This is a genomic window from Sphingopyxis fribergensis, assembly GCF_000803645.1.
Lineage (GTDB): Bacteria > Pseudomonadota > Alphaproteobacteria > Sphingomonadales > Sphingomonadaceae > Sphingopyxis > Sphingopyxis fribergensis.
In genome coordinates this window covers 1719795-1735207 of the sequence record NZ_CP009122.1, presented here as the reverse complement: position 1 = coordinate 1735207, position 15413 = coordinate 1719795, and the positions used below count along the sequence as shown (strand labels likewise).

At 63.7% G+C, this 15413-nt stretch carries 10 protein-coding genes; all 10 read right to left on the bottom strand.

Features of this window, described 5'->3' with window-relative positions; all coding sequences use genetic code 11:
- Positions 1 to 34: 34 nt before the first annotated feature.
- The 10 genes from SKP52_RS08090 to SKP52_RS08045 all read right to left on the bottom strand — a co-directional run bounded on the left by SKP52_RS08090 (position 35) and on the right by SKP52_RS08045 (position 15350).
- Entirely contained in the window at positions 35 to 1702 is a 1668-nt protein-coding gene (locus SKP52_RS08090) for an MFS transporter (protein ID WP_039573713.1), read from the bottom strand.
- Positions 1703 to 1775: 73 nt separating this feature from the next.
- Positions 1776 to 2669 carry an SDR family NAD(P)-dependent oxidoreductase gene (locus SKP52_RS08085; RefSeq protein ID WP_039573711.1) on the bottom strand — a complete coding sequence of 298 codons (894 nt, stop codon included), beginning with the start codon at positions 2667 to 2669 and terminating at the stop codon, positions 1776 to 1778.
- A gap of 85 nt (positions 2670 to 2754) precedes the next feature.
- The gene (locus tag SKP52_RS08080; protein ID WP_228383866.1) at positions 2755 to 3495 is read right to left on the bottom strand and encodes a TetR/AcrR family transcriptional regulator; all 741 of its coding nucleotides are present in this window, start codon (positions 3493 to 3495) and stop codon (positions 2755 to 2757) included.
- A 5-nt stretch (positions 3496 to 3500) separates the two neighbouring features.
- Complete coding sequence (locus SKP52_RS08075; RefSeq protein ID WP_039573709.1) at positions 3501 to 5060, bottom strand: AMP-binding protein; 1560 nt, start codon at positions 5058 to 5060, stop codon at positions 3501 to 3503.
- Complete coding sequence (locus SKP52_RS08070; protein ID WP_039573708.1) at positions 5057 to 6694, bottom strand: carboxylesterase/lipase family protein; 1638 nt, start codon at positions 6692 to 6694, stop codon at positions 5057 to 5059. The genes SKP52_RS08075 and SKP52_RS08070 overlap by 4 nt, the downstream gene beginning before the upstream one ends.
- A 28-nt stretch (positions 6695 to 6722) precedes the next feature.
- Positions 6723 to 9002: a TonB-dependent receptor gene (locus SKP52_RS08065; RefSeq protein WP_039573707.1), complete on the bottom strand. Its 2280-nt coding sequence runs from the start codon at positions 9000 to 9002 to the stop codon at positions 6723 to 6725.
- A 139-nt stretch (positions 9003 to 9141) separates the two neighbouring features.
- Positions 9142 to 10179: a serine hydrolase domain-containing protein gene (locus SKP52_RS08060; RefSeq protein ID WP_039580312.1), complete on the bottom strand. Its 1038-nt coding sequence runs from the start codon at positions 10177 to 10179 to the stop codon at positions 9142 to 9144.
- A gap of 48 nt (positions 10180 to 10227) precedes the next feature.
- Positions 10228 to 11886 (bottom strand): tannase/feruloyl esterase family alpha/beta hydrolase, encoded by a 1659-nt coding sequence (locus tag SKP52_RS08055; protein ID WP_052207977.1) that lies wholly within the window; start codon positions 11884 to 11886, stop codon positions 10228 to 10230.
- A gap of 43 nt (positions 11887 to 11929) precedes the next feature.
- A complete protein-coding gene (locus SKP52_RS08050; protein ID WP_228383913.1) occupies positions 11930 to 13174 on the bottom strand; it encodes a spinster family MFS transporter in 1245 nt (414 codons plus the stop codon).
- Between the two features lie 133 nt (positions 13175 to 13307).
- Positions 13308 to 15350, bottom strand: a complete 2043-nt coding sequence (locus tag SKP52_RS08045) for an acetoacetate--CoA ligase (RefSeq protein WP_052207974.1) — start codon at positions 15348 to 15350, stop codon at positions 13308 to 13310.
- Positions 15351 to 15413: the final 63 nt, after the last annotated feature.

Sequence of the window (15413 nt, the reverse complement as noted above, 5' to 3'; positions counted from 1 at the left end):
TCAGATCAGCGCACGGCGGCCGGTCACCACAGCGCTAGGCTTCGATATCCCGCTTATAGGTTTCGGGCAGGAAGAGGATGCCGACGACGGCGGTGACGCCTGCAATAGCCACCGCATACCAGAGCCCCTGATAAATATTACCGGTCGCGGCGACCATTGCAAAGCCGATCGTCGGCATGAAACCACCGATCCAGCCATTGCCGATATGATAGGGCAGCGACAGCGAGGTGTAACGGATACGCGCCGGGAACAGCTCGACGAGCAGTGCCGCTAACGGACCATAAACCATTGTCGCCAGCACGCCAAAGACGCAGAGGATAATGATCACCTTGACCTTGTTCACCTGCGCCGGATCGGCCTTGTCCGGATAACCCGCCGCGTCGAGTTCGGTCTTTGCCGCCGCCGCGAAGAAAGCGACCGCTTCGGCGCGGCCTTCAGCATCCAGGCCCGAAGGATCAGGGACTGGTAACACGGTATCGCCGATCCGTACCGACGCCGCCGTTCCCGCCGGCGCCTCGATGTTGGCATAGTTGACGCCCGCTTTTGCCAGATAGGATTTGGCAATGTCGCAGCTCGTCCGGTCGAACGTGTTTTTGCCGATCGGATCGAACTGGAACGAACATTCGCCGCCGTGCGCGACGACCGTGACCGGCGCGCGTTCGACCGCAGCGGCCATCGCCGGGTTCGCGGCTCCGACCAGTGCCTTGTAGAGCGGGAAATAGACGAAGAGCGCGATGACGCAGGCGGTCATCATGATCGGCTTGCGCCCTATCTTGTCGCTGAGCCAGCCGAAGAAGACAAAGCAGGGGATGATGAGCATCAGCGCGGTGGCGACAAGGAAGTTTGCGGTCGCCCCATCGACCCGCGCGATGCGTTCGAGAAAGAAGAGCGGATAGAGATGCGCGGAAAAGCCGATCACCGCCTGCCCGGCCACCGCGCCGAAGAGCGCGATCAGCACGATCTTCAGATTTTTCCACTTGCCAAACGCTTCGGTCAGCGGCGCCTTCGACGTGGCGCCCTGCGCCTTCATCCGCTGAAATACCGGGCTTTCCTCCAGCTGGAAGCGGATCCACAGCGTGACGCTGAGCAGCACGATCGAGAAGATGAAGGGAATGCGCCAGCCCCAGGCAAGGAAGGTTTCGGCATCCATGATCGCGCGCAGCCCGACGACAAGCGACGAAGCGAGGATCAGGCCCAACATAGCGGTGGTCTGGATAAAGCTGGTATAGAAGCCGCGTTTTCCGGGCGGGGCATGTTCGGCGACATAGACCGCCGCGCCGCCATATTCGCCGCCGATAGCGAGCCCCTGCAACAAGCGCAGGACCATGAGGATGATCGGCGCCGCAATGCCGATGCTGTCATATCCGGGCAGGAAACCGACGGCGAAGGTCGACAGGCCCATGATCGCCATGGTGACGAGAAAGGTGTTCTTGCGCCCGACAATGTCGCCGATCCGCCCGAACACCAGCGCCCCGAACGGGCGGATGGCGAACCCGGCGGCAAAGGCCATAAGCGCAAGGATAAAACCGGTGGTCTCGTTCACCCCCGAAAAGAAATGAAGCGACAGCGCGCTGGCGAGCAGGCCATAGAGGTAGAAATCATACCATTCGAACACGGTGCCCAACGACGATCCGATGATGACGCGCCGTTCGGTCTTTCTTTGCTCCGCGACTGTTGGCGGGGCATCTGTTTCGCTTGCCATGTCTCTCTCCCATTATGACCCGGCAGCGACGGCGAGCTCTTGTCCGGCTCGTCCACCGCTCCCCCGGGGAAGTTCAGTGCGCGACCGCCATCGTCGGTGCGGCGAAGCCCGCATTCGCCAGTTCGCGTTCGGCCTGCGTGAAGCCATAGGCGGGGACAATCTCGTCGCGACGGTCGGTCACGCGCTCCCATTCGGCCGCGACGCGCGCGCCTGCATCGTCGCCGCGCCCGATGAAGGCGCCTTCGGTGAGCGTGATATTTGCGGCGGCGAAATGGCCGGCGCCGGCACAAAGGATCGCGCGCGTCGGCGCATCGTCGCCGACCAGCGCGAGCAGCCCGGGGCTTACGGCGTCGGGCGCGAGCTGCGCCAGTGCATCCGGGGCGAGCACGCCTTCGGTCATTGCGGTTGCCGCGGTCGGGGCCAGGCAGTTGACGCGGACATTATACTTCTCACCTTCGATCGCGAGCGTCTGCATCAGCCCGACGAGCGCCATCTTTGCCGCGCCATAATTGGCCTGTCCGAAATTGCCGTAGAGCCCCGACGACGAGGTGGTCATCACGATCCGGCCGAAACGCCGCGCGCGCATATGGTCCCACACCGCTTTTGAGCATACCGCCGCGCCGATCAGGTGGACATCGACGACGAGGCGGAAGTCGGCAAGATCCATCTTCGCAAAGCTCTTGTCGCGGAGGATGCCGGCGTTGTTGATCAGGATGTCCACCCCGCCCCACGCGCGGGTCGCGGCATCGACCATATCCGCGACCGCCGCCTCGTCGGTGACAGACGCCGCTGCGGCGAGCGCGTTGCCGCCCGCCGCCACAATCTCTTCAGCGACGGCTTCGGCCGCCGCGCCCTGCATGTCGTTGACCATCACCCGCACGCCATTGCGCGCCAGCAACAAGGCGTGCGACCGGCCCAGACCCCCGCCGGCCCCCGTGACGATCGCAACCCGTTCCGATACATCCATGCCCGTCGGCTCCTCGCTTCATGTGCTAATAACTCACGTGTGAGTGAATTAAATGATACCCAGATGCTGCTTTGTTGCGCCGACTTCAGCTCTCGCGGTCTTGGCGGCGCTGATTGCAAATGTCGCGGAAGCCCGCGGCCATGAAGCGCGCCATGCGCGCCTTCACGGCTTCATAATCGTCCGACCGGCAGAGCCCGTGCGACAATTTGTCGATGCGCCCGGTGCGCGCCAGAGTCAGCATCAGCGCACCGGTGACGAAATGATAGCCCCAGAAGATATCCTCCTCTGCGGCATCGGGCAGCGCCTTCTTCAATATCGCGATCAGGCGGAGCACGACGGGATCGAAATATTTGTCCATGAATTCGGCACCCTCGGGACTGTTCGACGCCTGCGCGCCGAACGCGCCATAATTTTTCCAGCCTTCGCCGCCTTGGATATAGAGATCGAGGTCGGTATCGAGGAAAGCGTGCAGCGCGCCCTCGACGGTCGGATTGTCGCCCGCCGCGCGCTCATAATCGTCGAGCGCCTGCATGCGCTTGTCGATCGTCACTGCTGCGCGCCGCGCAAAGACCGCGTCGAACAGCGTTCGCTTGTCGTCGAAATAATAGTTGAGCAGCGTGTGATGGACGCCGACCTGCTTGGCGACGTCCTTCAACGTCACACCATGGAAGCCGTGCTGCGAGAAAAGCAGCTCGGCCGTGTCGAGGATCTGCTCCATCATCTCGGCGCGCTGTTCCGCCTTGGTCGGCCGCTTCGCTAAAGTCTTCGCCTTCGACGCCAAATTTGCTTCCTTCTGCTCGATCGTTTCTGCCGCCGCGACCCGCATTTGGCCTACACCTGTCCGTATTCGGCCCGCAATTGCAATTTGTCGATCTTGCCGGTGGGCGCCAGCGGCATGACGTCGAGGCGAACGATCGCATCAGGCACCCACCAAGACGCCACCCTGCCGCTCAGCGGCGCCAGCAATTCGGCGTCGCTGACCGACGGATCGCAGGCTTCGACGAGCAGGATCGGGCGCTCGCCCCATTTGGGATCCGATCGTCCGATCACGGCTGCGAGCGACACCTGCGGCAGCGCGCCGACGATCGCCTCGATCTCGGCCGGATTGATCCACTCGCCACCCGATTTGATCAGATCCTTGGCGCGCCCCGTGATCGTTAGATTGCCCGCGCGGTCGATGCGCGCGAGATCGCCCGTATCGAACCAGCCATCGGCATCGGTCGCTGGCTCCGTCTGCCCGAAATAGCGTTCGACCACCGATCCCCCGCGCACATGCAAATGCCCCTCCCCGCCGCGCTGTTCGGCAAGGGCCCGGCCATCGGCGTCGGTCAGCAGCAGGTCAATCCCCATCGCTGGACGACCGGAAAGCGAAGGCTTGCGCGCGCGATCGCCGGGCAATGCTGCGGTGCCAAGCGGCGACAATTCGGTCATGCCCCAGCTTGTCTGAACCTCGACCCCTAACCGCTTCTCGATCCGGTCCATCAGCGCCGGCGGCATCGCTGATCCGCCGACGAGGATGCGCTCGAGCGACGGCACCTCGCCGCCCTCTGCCTCGAGATGTTCGACAAGGCCCAGCCAGACTGTCGGAACGCCGACCGCGGCGGTGATGCCTTCGCCGCGGATCAACCGCGCCAGATGCGCGCCGTCGCTATGCCGACCGGGGAGTACCAGTTTCGCGCCCACTGCGGGCGCGGTGAAGGGGATACCCCACGCATTGGCGTGAAACATCGGCACGACGGGCATCACCGCATCGCGCGCGGTGATACCGAGGACATCGGCCTGAAGCTGACGCATCGTGTGCAGGAAGCACCCGCGATGGGTATAGGTGACGCCTTTCGGCTCGCCCGTGCTGCCCGAGGTGAAGCAAAGGCCCGACGGGCTCGTCTCGTCGAACCCGCCCCAGACGGCATCGGCGTCACACGACGCGATCAGCAGCTCGAGTGCGCGCGCGTCGCCATCGGCGTCGAGCAACAGGATGTGGCGAACCGAAGCAAGATTGCGCGCCGCGTCCTCGGCCAGCGGCAACAGGTCGGGGCTGACAAGCAGGACCGCGGCTTCGGACTGCGACAGCATCGAACCGAGCTGCGCGGGCGTCAGGCGCGGGTTGAGCGTGTGACAGATCGCTCCCATGCCCATGATCCCGTACCACGCCTCGACATGCCCCTGCGTATTCCAGGCCAGCGTCGCGACCCGGTCACCCTTCGCGATCCCGAGACGCGCGAGGGCGCCCGAGACGCGAAGCGCGCGGTCGCGCAGGGCGGCATAGCCGATACGCCGGACCGCCCCATCCGCTCCCGCCGACACCACTTCGGCGCCGGGATGCCATTTCGCGGCGTGGGAGAGGAATTTGTCGAGCGTCAACGCATAGGTCTGCATCGATCCGTCGATCATTGGCACCCCGATACTTTCGGTGGCAACGGCGGCGAAACGATGCCGACATTCCAGTTCCATGGAATATCGCCCGCCGCCCGGCGACGGCAGACCACGGCCTCGTGCAGCGCCGAAACGCCGGGGAAGAGATTATGTCCTGCGCGGGGAGCATCGGAGAAATGCATGAAGCCGCGTTGGTCGGCATAGTCGGGCCAGTCAGGTTGGTCCTTGGCGCGCGGGGTTCCCGTCGCCGCGAAGCCCGCCCAATAATCGGTCATCGCGTCCGACAGCTTCTTTTCGGCGAGCGTGTCGGGGATCTTCGGCCAGAGCGGCGGCGTGCGCGTCGCGGTTCCGAAGACATAGGGAAGCTCGGCAGCGTGGAAGGCGTGGAGATTCCATTCCTGCATCGCCGGATAGCCATGATCGAACAGATAATAATAGGACCGCTGCCCGAGCGCCGACTGGTTCGACACCAGCCGCTCCGACGTCCAGCCGTACATCGCATCGCGCGTCGCTGCGAGCATGCTCTCGTCGATTGCCTTGGCCGGATAACGCGCGAGAAACAGGTCAGCGAGTTCACCATAACCGGCACGGATCGCCGCCTCATAGGCCGCCGCATCGGCGGGCGCCTTGGGGAGCAGGAACCGCAGAGAGCGAATCTCGCCGCTGTTGAATCCGGCAAGGATCGGGACGGGCGCCTGTTCGCCCTTGTCGAACGTCTCGACCAGCTGATGCGGCACGACCTGGCCATCGACGCTCGGGAAAGGGAAAAAGCCCTTAGCAGGCGCCTCCGATGCAATCTCTTCCGCCGGCATCGCGCGCAATGCCGCGAGGTCGGTGGCGCCCAGCTTCGCGGCCAGACCCTTGCCCTGCTCTTCGGCGGGGACCATGCCGTTGATCGCGGTACGCAACCCCGGCGCCGACACCATATAGGCGCTCTGCGCGATCGCCTTGTGAAACAGGCCGCGCGCCTGGGGCGCTGCCATCAGATACATGACACTGAGCGCGCCCGCCGATTCCCCGGCGATGGTGACATTACCGCCATCGCCGCCAAAGGCACCGATGTTGCGATTGACCCATTCGAGCGCCGCAATCTGGTCGAGCAGCCCGTAATTGCCCGACACGCGATCGGGCGATTCCGCACTCAGCTCGGGGTGCGCCAGATAGCCGAGCGCGCCGAGGCGATAGTTGATCGAGACGACGACCAGCCCGCGCTTCGCCAGCGCACGCCCGTCATAGAGCGGCTCCGCTCCCGATCCCGCCGTCAGCGACCCGCCGTGGATCCACAAAAACACCGGCGCGCCGCGCGCATCCTTGGGCGCCCAGATGTTGAGCGAAAGGCAATCCTCGCTCATCGCTGGCAGGTCACCGGCGTAGATATTGGCGGCGCGCGGCCTCGGTTGCATGCACGCCGCGCCGAACTTCGTGGCGTCGCGCACGCCGTCCCACGCCGCGGGCTCCGCCGGCGGACGCCAACGGCGCTCGCCGGCGGGGGCCGCCGCATAGGGAATGCCCTTGAAGACCCGGATGCCGCGATCCTCGCTGCCACGCAGGCTTCCGGCCGGCGCCTCGACAACCGCATCGTCGGCCGCAAGCGCCGGGGCGGGCGTGACCAGCGCCAAAACAAGAGCCAGGTGTCGCCAGCGCCGGATCATCGTCCTGCCCCTTCAACCATGCCGCGCATCAGAAGCGATAGTTGGCGCGGACGCCAACCGTGCGCGGACGAAGCCGGGCATAGCGCCCGTCGAGGAACGCCTCGGGATGGACATAGGTGACCGACTTGTCGTCGAAGACATTCTCGACATAGGCTCCCAGATCGAGCGCGCCGAGCTTCGCCCCGGCATAGAGGTTCACATTGGTCCACGCCTCCGTGAAATCATAGGTCGGGCTGGCCGCATTCGGATTGCCCGGCACATTGGGGAACTGGTTCGGGAAGGAACCGGCGTGCGACACGTTAACCGCTGCATAGGCCGTCTCGCTGTCGCCGATCCCGAAATCGTAGCGGAGCGTCCCCGATCCCTGGAACTTCGGCGATGCCAGCCGGGTGCCGGGTTCGGCACCCGAGATGGCCGCCTCGACCGGGGAGAGATCGGTTACCTTGGCGCGGTTGAACGAACCGTTGAGCGAAAGGCTGAGCCCCTGCACCGGCCGCGCGATCAGTTCATATTCAAGGCCATAGCTCTCGGCGCCGCCGATGTTGGTCGCGAACTGGATCGAGTCCGACACGCGGTTCGCCTGGACCTGAATATCCTTCCAGTCGATATAATAAGCGGCGATATTGGCAGTCAGGTCGCCGCCCAGCCAGCGGCCCTTGAGGCCAATTTCATAGTTGGTGACGCTGTCTGATTTCGCGCCATCCGGAATGATGATGTCGTTGGGATTGATCGTGCTGGCCAGCCCCGCGCGCGCGTTGACAACCGGCGTGCGGAAGCCGGTGGAGATCGTCGCATAGGTGGTCACGCTGTCGGTCGGCTTGAACGACACGCTGCCCTTCCACGACAGCCGGTCATCCTTGACCTTCAGCCCCGCGGCGTAGTTGACCGGCGTAACGGTGAGCGGAGTGTTCGAAAAACCGAACAGTGCCGCGGTCAGGTAATTGCTGTTATACCCTCCGCCACGGGTAAAGCTCTGCACCTCGGTATTGCCATAGCGCAGCCCGCCGGTGATCCAGAAGCGGTCGCTGAAACGAAAGGTCGCCTCGCCGAAGCCCGCCATTTCCGTCTGGTCGGTGTAGCTGTTGAAACGCTGATAATATTCGTCGGGTAGTCCGGTCAGGCCGCGTGCCGCGAGGAATTCCGGGGTCGAACGATAAGCAAAATCGACGGTGCGGCGCTTGTCGTAATAGAAAAAGCCCGCGACCCATTCGAACGGCCCGTCGTGCCGCGACACAAGCCGCGTTTCCTGAACGAACAGATCGTCATAGCCATAGGCGTCGAGCGCAAAGGGAAATGCCTGCGCGAAGGTGCCCGCAAGATCGACATAGAAGGACGCATCATAGTCCGACAGCGTCGTCGAACTGATCAATTCCGCGAAATCGAACTCATAGTTGACGGTGATATTATAGTTGGTCAGCTTGCCCTGAAACAGATCGGGGCGGTCCGACCGGCGCACGAAATTGCCGAGCAACGGGTTGGTCAGCCCCGAGTCCGCAGGCTTGCTGTTTTCATAGGAGGCGAGCAGCTTCACCTTCATCCGGTCGCTCGGCTGGAGTAGCAGGATCGCGCGGCCGCCATAGGCTTCGAGGCTGTTGGCATCCTTGACGCCGGTGCCGATATTGTCGATCCAACCGTCCTCGTTGCGATAATATCCGGTGACGCGCAGACCCATTTCATCCTTCATGATCGGGACGTTGACCATCGCATTGTAGCGCTGGCGCACCGAGTTCGAGCCGGTGAGGCCAATATCGACACTCGCCGATGCTTCGAAATCGTCAAGATCCGGGCTCTTCGTGATAATCCGCATCGCACCCGCGAGCGAGTTCGACCCAAACAGCGTGCCCTGCGGCCCGCGGAGGAATTCGACGCGCTCGACGTCATAGAGATTGGGGTCGAGGATCGTCGAATTGCCGTTTGCCGAGATCGGCAGTTCATCGACATAAATGGCGACGGCGCTCTGCAGCCCGGCCGAATAGCCGTTGGTGTTGATGCCGCGCGCAGTGAAATTGTTAAAATTCTGGGTCGGGCGATTGACGACAATGCCGGGCGTATTTTGCGCGATGCCCTCAAAACCGACGATGCCAAGATCATCGAGCTCCTCCTGATCGAAGGCGGTAACGCTGAGCGGCACATCCTGAAGCCGCTCGGTACGCCGCGTCGCGGTGACGATGATATCGTTGGCGTCGCGTTTCTGGTCCTGCGCGTCCGTATCGGCGGGTGGCGGGGCGCTCGTCGACTGGGCAAGCGCGGAAACGGGTATCGCAAACAAGGCGACCACCGAGGCGGACGCAAAAAGCTGAGCCTTCATAAAACCTCTCCCTCCAAATCGGCGCTCTTCGTCGCCGACTTGCGGGTGATTTATGCCGTGCCGGAAGCAAATGTCAATATTCACTATCGCGCGTGTGAATGTTTTGGATGGAACGTTTGATTCTCTTTGGCGACGCCTGTCAGCCCAACGCGCGTACGAGACGCAGCCACAGCTGCTGGTCGAAATCGGTATCGGGTGCATCGGCGCCCGTCCGCACGACGACCAGGTCCAGACTGGGAACGACATAAAGACGACGATCGAGAAAGCCGAAAGCCGCGACGAGGTCGGCCGGAGCAGCCGGAATCAGTGGGCCCTTGCTGCGCCGGCCATCGACCCGCACGACAGCCTCGCCGCCATTGAGCCACCACAGCCGCCCATAGCCTAGATTGCTCGGCGAGGGCGCGAACAAGGCCTTCAGCCGGCTGGCCGAAACGATCCGCTTGCCATTGGAAGCCGCGCCGCCATTCAGGATCATTTGCCCGAATCGCGCGGTGTCCCGCGGCGATGTGACAAGCGCCGTATTATTACCGACACCTGCGAGCGCCGCGGGGCGCTGCCGCCAATCGGTCTCGGTCATGCCCGAGGGTCCGGTGAGCCAGTCATGCGTGAGCTGCTCGAGCGACAGCTTGCTCGCAGCGGTCAGGATAGACTTCGAGACCGCGTACACCGGCGTATTATAGAAGAATTTCGTACCCGCCGGAGCGACATAGCCGAATTTTTCGTCGAGCCCCGAATTCATCTGCAGAATATGGATCACGCGGATCCGCTGTTCCTGCTCTTGTGTCGCTTTCGACCAGCCCGCGCCGATATAGTCGCTGACCGGCCTGTCGACATCGATCAGCGATTTGTCGGCGGCCACCGCCATCAACAGCGCGATATAGCTTTTCTGCTGTGACGCCACATCCTCAAGCAGCGCACCGCTGTCCGTCTTGCCATAGAGAAAGATCGCAAATGTCGGGTCGGCTGGCGCAGGCCAGTTTTCTTCGACGAGCGTCTTTCCGCCGCGCATGACGACAAAACCCGTAGTTTTCTGATAACGCGCATAATCGAGCAAGTCCCGCATCGCGCCATCCCGCGCGCTCGCGGTCGGGCGCGACGCCCCGCCACTCGCGACGGGCGCACATCCGACCAGCGCGAACGCGATTGCCACGGCTGCAAGTCCCGGCCACTGTCGCATGTCTTTATCCCTTTTCGTCATTCCCGGCCCCATTCCGATATCACCCTTTTACCAGCCCGATCTATCGCGGCCAGAATCCAGCCGGGAGCAGATGAAATTGCTGGCCGACCGCGTCGAGCCCGTGCCGCGATATACCGCCTTTTTGGGGTAGGGACAGATCGGCCGCTGCATGTCCATTTCGCTTTTGTCGTCGGCTGAAAACTTCGTCGCGATGACTTCATCGGGCGCGTCGCCCTTGTCGGTCCAGTCGATCAGCGCCGAGAAGAGATCATGTTTCGCGTCATAGGCCGGCGGCTGCGGAGGGATACCGAGCGTGCCGTTGAAGGCATCGGGGCCGGTGCCGCCGCCGCAGTGCATCATGCCGGGCGCCAGGAACAGGCGCGCATGATCCGCGATCCGGCGGCCGCCGCCAAGCTGCGCTGCCTGCCGTTCGTAAAACGCAACCGACTGGGCGGGCGCGACGAGCGTATCGGCCAATCCGTGAAAGATGATCAGCTTGCCGCCGCGCGCGGCAAACGCATCGAGGCTGCCGCGCGTGGCGTCGTTCACGATCGGATCGAGGCGAGCCTGGACCGCCGGCATGTCGCGATCGAAATCAAAGCCCTTCCAGTCCCAATCGGCGCCGAACACCCATTTGAAGAGACCGCCGAAGGGCGGCTGATCGTTAATCGGGGTTTGCAGGAAGGACCAGCCGAACGTGTCGGGCATTTCGCTGCCCGGCAGCCAGCCGAAATAGCTCGCCTTGCCATCGCGGTTCGCTGGCCCCGAATAAAAGGCGCGCGCCGTCGCGACCTCGCCTTGAGTCAGACAGCTGTCCGATGCTGCGCCGGTGCATTGCAGGACCGCGGGATCGAATTTGCAGCTCATGGGATCCGAAATAAACCGGTCTCCGGCAAGGCCGTGCCCCTGTCGCCAGCAGGTGGCGATCGCCGCCTTGTTGAGCAATTTCAGCTTGGCGTCGGAGAGGCGGCTGCCGGCCGTTCGATGCGCCGCGGCATAGTCCCAGAGTACCGCGGCATGGCCCCATGTCCGGTTGATGACCGGCGCCCCAACGAGGATGCCATCGTAATCGGCGGGGTAATAGAGCGATTCGATCAGACCTTGCTGGCCGCCGGTCGAACAGCCGGTGTAATAGGAACGTTTGGCATTGCGGCCATAGAAGGCCTTGGTGATCGCCTTTCCGGTCGTTGTCATGACATGCGTCGACAGCCGCCCCCAGTCGCGCCATTTGCGCGGCTGGCCGATCAGCGCATCGCCTTCGAGCGGCGACGCGGGGGCGGTCCCGGTATCCGTGGTCGCAGTCGCAAATCCGCGCCGCAGCCCGTCGACCATGCCCGAATAGCCGGTGGCAAAGGTGCCCCCGAACCCGCCGCTGCCATTGCCGTGAAAGACGCCCGCCCAGCCCTCAACAGGCAACCATATTTCGATGCCGACATCGGAATCGGGCGCCGACTGGACGCGGGCAACCACACGGCAGAAGCTGCGATAGCCGGGCGTCGCGCCCCCGACGTTCGTCTCGGCATCCTTGGCCGGAACGAGCGCAGCGCTGACGATACGGGTGCCGGGAAGGCGCAAAGCACCGAGCGCGCTGCACCGCGCGGCGGGTCCATCCGGCGCGGCCGTATGGATAAAAGCCGCCGTTTCGGTAGGCGCCATCGTTCCCACTGTCAGGGCCGCTATCGCGGCAAAGGCGTGTCTCTGATTCATGATCGTCTCCGCAAATCTTGTCATCTGCCCTCTTCCCCCAGCTTCAGCCGCGCGCATCGGCCACATCGCCGGATGATCGCTTGATCAGCAGAGCCAGCCACAGGAACAGAAGCGCGGCGACGAGGTACATAGGCGCGAGCGCATAATAGGCCATTCGCAAGGCATGCTCGCCATATTCAGGACGGAAGAAGTCGCTGGCCGCGCCGACGAATGTCGGCCCCAGTCCGAGGCCGATCAGGTTCATCACGAGGAGCAGCAGGGCGCCCGAAATGACCCGCGCGCCCGGCGCGACCTCACCCTGGACGAAAGTGACCGTTGCCGGCAGGAAAAAGGAGTTGAGGAACAACGGCACGCACAGCAGGGCGAGCGCCAGTTCCCACCGGTCCGCGGCAGCGAAGCTGAGAAAGAAAGGCAAGGCAAGCACCAGCGAGAGCGCCGGGATGGTCGCATAGGCGGTCTTGTTCGTGGCGCCGAAGCGATCGATGAGGCGCCCGGAAACGAAGATACCCGCCCCCATGCCAAGGCCGACGGCCAGCGCGTACCAGATCGCGACCTGCTCCAGCGCCATGCCCTTCTCGCGCATCAGGAACAAAGTCGCGAAATTGCTGAGGCCATAGGTGATGAAATTGGCCGCCCCGCTGGCGAGCGCGGCAACAACGAGGATCCGGTTGCCGAAAAAGCTGCGGATGGCCTGTCCGAAACTATCGACGGGCTGGGCCGCATCAGAAGAAATAGGCGCCGGGTCGAACTGACCGCGCTCCGGTTCGGGAATGAACAGATATACAAGGACGGCGGTAATGATGCCGATGCCGCCGACGACATAGAATGGGACGCGCCAGTCATAGGCCGCCGCCAGCGACGCCCCAAAGGCCACGCCCAGCGCTGAACCGATCGGCGGGCCGAGGTTGAAGATACCCATCGCGGTGCCGCGCTGCTCGCGCGGAAAACTGTCGGAGATGATCGCATAAGATGGCGGGACGCCGCCCGCTTCGCCGACGCCGACCGCCATGCGGGCAACCACCAGCTGACCGTAGTTTGCCGCCATCCCGCAGGCCGCGGTCGCGGCGCTCCACAAGCCGCAGGCAATCGCCAGGACCTTGACCCGATTGGTGCGATCGGCCAGCCAGCCGACCGGAATGGCAATGAAACAATAGAATAAAGCGAAATAGAAGCCGGTAATCCGGCCGAGTTCGCTATCGGTGATCTGCAGGCTGTCCTGAATCGGCTTGGCGAGGATCGACACGAGCTGCCGATCGAGAAAATTCAGCACATAGACGAAACACAGCATGCCAAGCACCAGCCCGCGCCTGCTCGATCGCCCCCCGCCCGCAACAGCCGGTCGATCCGAAGCCCCGTTGATCGCCATATACTCTGCCCTTCCCTGCCAAACACGCGTTCATCTCGATCCCGCCATCGCTGCGTCACTCTCGGGTCGCCTCTGCTGCAGCGTCGCATCGCCACAGCCGCGCCTGCTCGATATACCAAGGGAGCAATTCGGGCGTGGCAATCGCGTCGGCATTGATCACCTTGGCCACAGGCCAGCCGGCATACAGCCGCTTGATCGGCAATTCCTGTTTCTTGCCCGACAGCGTGTACGGAATGCCAGGTGCCGCGATCAGCCGATCGGGCACGAAGCGTGGCGACAGGCTGCCTCTTATGGCCGACGCGACCGCCGCTTCCATCGATGCGTCGACGCTGTGCCCCTCGGCGGGGACGACGAACAGAAGCAACGCGCTGTCGCCGGCTTCGCGCTCGACATCGATCATCATGCTGTCCGCGACTCCCGGCAGGCCCTCAACCGCCGAATAGATTTCGGCCGTCCCCATGCGCAGTCCATGCCGGTTGATCGTCGCGTCGCTGCGACCCGAAATCGTACAACTGCCGTCGGTGCCGATCGTCAGCCAATCGCCGTGGCGCCAGATGCCGGGCCATTCGGCGAAATAGGACGCCCGATAACGACTGCCGTCGTCATCGCCCCAGAAATAGAGCGGCATGCTCGGAAAGGGGCGCGTGCAAACCAGTTCGCCGACCTCGCCGATCACGGGCCGCCCCTGCTCGTCCCAGGCCTCGATCGCGGCCCCGAGATGGCGGCACTGAAGTCGGCCCGGCGTGTCGGCCAGCTCGGGATTGCCTGCCATGAAGGCGGCGGCGATTTCGGTGCCGCCGCTGACATTGCACCACCAGATATCCGGCCGGCCCAAAGCCGAAAATTGCGCGGTGCCCCAGCGTTGAACACCGGGAGGAAGCGGCGATCCGGTGCTGCCGAGCGCGCGAATTTTGTCGAGATTGCCGATCCGGCCGAGATCGACGCCGCCCTTTTGGCAGCTGGTGAAAAAGGCGGCGCCGGCGCCGAACCAGGTCACCCCATTGCGCGCCGCGAAGGCCCATAGCCCGGACCAGTCGGGATCGGCTTTGGATCCACTCGGAGACCCGTCGAACAGGCAGATCGTCGTGCCGCTCAGCAAGCCCCCGATCTGAACATTCCACATCACCCATCCCGTGGCGCTATACCAGTGGAAGCGGTCGCCGAAATTGTTCGGGCTGTAGCTCGCCCCGAGATCGAAATGGAGCTGTCCGGCACAGGTCGCGAGAATGATACCGCCGTGGCCATGCACGATCGGCTTGGGAAGCCCGGTGGTGCCGCTCGAGTAGAGAATCCACAGCGGATGGTCGAACGGCAGCCATTCGGGTTCGAACGCAGCGACCTCGGCGTCGTCGCGTCCGATCGCCTCACCAAAAGCGATGCCTCCGGGCACGCCCGTTTCGCCGAAGCCACTGGCGATGAGGAACAACGCCGCGATGCTCGGCAACTGACGCCGAATATCGGCCACCGCCACGCTGCGGTCCATGGCCTTACCGGCATAGAATACGCCGTCGACCGCGATCAGCGCCTTGGGCTCGGTCTGGCGCAGCCGGTCGAGCACGGCATTGGTGCCCATATCGGGCGAGCATAGGGTCCAGATCGCGCCGAGGCTCGCACATGCCAGCAAGCCAACAACGGCGGCGGGGATGTTGGGGAGATAGGCCGCGACCCGGTCGCCCGGTCCGATCCCGTGCCGGCGCAGTTCGAGCGCCAGCGACGCCGACTGGCGGCGCAGCTCGGGCCAACTGAGCTCGGTCGTTTCACCGCGTTCATTTTCCGCGACGATCGCGGGCTGTCCGGCCACCTGCGCAAGACCGGCGTGGCGAAAGACCTGCTGCGCATAATTGACCTCTGCGCCCGCGAACCAGCGGGCGCCCGGCATGACCTCTTCGCCGAGGACCGCATCAAACGCGGTCGGCGATTGGAGTTCGAAATAGTCCCAGACACTCCGCCAGAAGGCATCGAACTCCGCGACCGACCATGCCCACAGCTCCTCATAGTTGCCGAATTGCAGGTTTCGGTTGGCATCCAGCCAATCGGAGAACAGGCGAATCTGCGGGATGGGGCCGGAGACGATCGCGCGGGTACCGGCATCACTCATCGGAAGACAAACCTATCTCAATCAGGTGGGCGGCGGCGGTCGCCGCATCGACCGTGCGGTTTG

Bases quoted from the DNA above. Each gene is read 5' to 3' on its own strand.
- SKP52_RS08090 (WP_039573713.1), bottom strand. From the start codon at position 1,702: ATGGCAAGCGAAACAGATGCCCCGCCAACAGTCGCGGAGCAAAGAAAG.
- SKP52_RS08085 (WP_039573711.1), bottom strand. From the start codon at position 2,669: ATGGATGTATCGGAACGGGTTGCGATCGTCACGGGGGCCGGCGGGGGT.
- SKP52_RS08080 (WP_228383866.1), bottom strand. From the start codon at position 3,495: ATGCGGGTCGCGGCGGCAGAAACGATCGAGCAGAAGGAAGCAAATTTG.
- SKP52_RS08075 (WP_039573709.1), bottom strand. From the start codon at position 5,060: ATGATCGACGGATCGATGCAGACCTATGCGTTGACGCTCGACAAATTC.
- SKP52_RS08070 (WP_039573708.1), bottom strand. From the start codon at position 6,694: ATGATCCGGCGCTGGCGACACCTGGCTCTTGTTTTGGCGCTGGTCACG.
- SKP52_RS08065 (WP_039573707.1), bottom strand. From the start codon at position 9,002: ATGAAGGCTCAGCTTTTTGCGTCCGCCTCGGTGGTCGCCTTGTTTGCG.
- SKP52_RS08060 (WP_039580312.1), bottom strand. From the start codon at position 10,179: ATGCGACAGTGGCCGGGACTTGCAGCCGTGGCAATCGCGTTCGCGCTG.
- SKP52_RS08055 (WP_052207977.1), bottom strand. From the start codon at position 11,886: ATGAATCAGAGACACGCCTTTGCCGCGATAGCGGCCCTGACAGTGGGA.
- SKP52_RS08050 (WP_228383913.1), bottom strand. From the start codon at position 13,174: ATGCTGTGTTTCGTCTATGTGCTGAATTTTCTCGATCGGCAGCTCGTG.
- SKP52_RS08045 (WP_052207974.1), bottom strand. From the start codon at position 15,350: ATGAGTGATGCCGGTACCCGCGCGATCGTCTCCGGCCCCATCCCGCAG.